Raw genomic sequence first — 1,261 nt, forward strand, 5'->3', positions numbered from 1 at the left:
CGTCCTCGATGACACCCTCCAGCCGGTGCCCGTCGGGGTGGCGGGGGAGCTGTATGTCGCCGGTGCCGGAGTCGCCCGCGGTTATGTAGGTCGTGCGTCGTTGACGGGTGAGCGGTTCGTGGCCTGTCCGTTCGGCCCGGGTTCCGGGGAACGGATGTACCGAACCGGGGACCTGGCCAGGTGGACGCCGGATGGGCAGGTGGTGTTCGCCGGCCGTGTGGATGAGCAGGTGAAGATCCGCGGGTTCCGTATCGAGCCCGGTGAGATCGAAGGGGTCTTGCTGACCCATCCGGACGTCACGCAGGCCGTGGTGATCGCCCGCGAGGACAGCCCCGGTGACAAGCGTCTGGTCGCTTACGTCGTGGCGGCGGACGGTGGCGAGCCGGACGGTCTGCGGGAGTTCGTGGCGGCGCGGCTGCCCGACCACATGGTCCCGGCGGCGGTTGTCTGGCTGCTGGAGTTGCCGTTGACGGCCAGTGGCAAGCTTGATCGTAAGGGGTTGCCTGCTCCTGAGGAGATGGGTGGTGGTGTCGGTCGGGCGCCGGCGAATGAGACTGAGGCTGCGCTGTGCGAGATCTTCGCGGAGGTGCTGAGTCTGGAGTCGGTCGGTGTCGATGACAGTTTCTTCGAACTGGGCGGGCACTCTCTGCTGGCGATCCGGTTGCTGTCGAGGATTCGCGGGCGGCTGGCCGCGGAGGTCAAGATCAGAACGCTGTTCGAGGACCCGACACCCGCCGGCCTCGCGGCCGGTTTGGTGCGTGCGACGGGTGCCGTCCTGGTTCAGGTGCCGGACAACCTGATCCCCGATGGTGCCGAGCTCATCACGCCGGCGATGTTGCCGCTGGTGGAGTTGTCGCAGGCTGAGATCGACCGGGTGGTTGCCACCGTCGACGGTGGGGCGGCGAATGTGGCGGATGTCTATCCGCTGGCGCCGTTGCAGGAAGGTATGTTCTTCCATCACCTCATGGCCGGCGACGGCGAAGACGTCTATCTCACCGCGCGCGTCGTGGAGTTCGATTCACGCTCCCGGCTGGATGAGTTCGCGAGCGCTCTGCAGCAGGTCGTCAACCGGCACGACATCTATCGCACCGGTATCGCCTGGGAGGGTCTGAGGGAGCCGCTGCAGGTGGTGCGGCGGCACGTCGAGGTGCCGGTCATCGAGCACTCCCTGGAGTTCGACTCCACGGAACCGCAGCAGCGAGGGCGGGCCTTGGTCGCCAGCGCCGGACTCGCAATGGACCTCGTCCGCGCGCCGTTGATG

At 67.2% G+C, this 1,261-nt stretch carries 1 protein-coding gene; it reads left to right on the plus strand.

Translation table 11 applies throughout. From position 1 onward, the window contains the following. Positions 1-25: 25 nt before the first annotated feature. On the plus strand, positions 26-1,261 hold a 1,236-nt coding region (locus ACZ5CR_RS45830), incomplete at its 3' end, for an AMP-binding enzyme (protein WP_468869814.1).

The sequence above is a fragment of the Streptomyces sp. NPDC031274 genome (assembly GCF_055570235.1).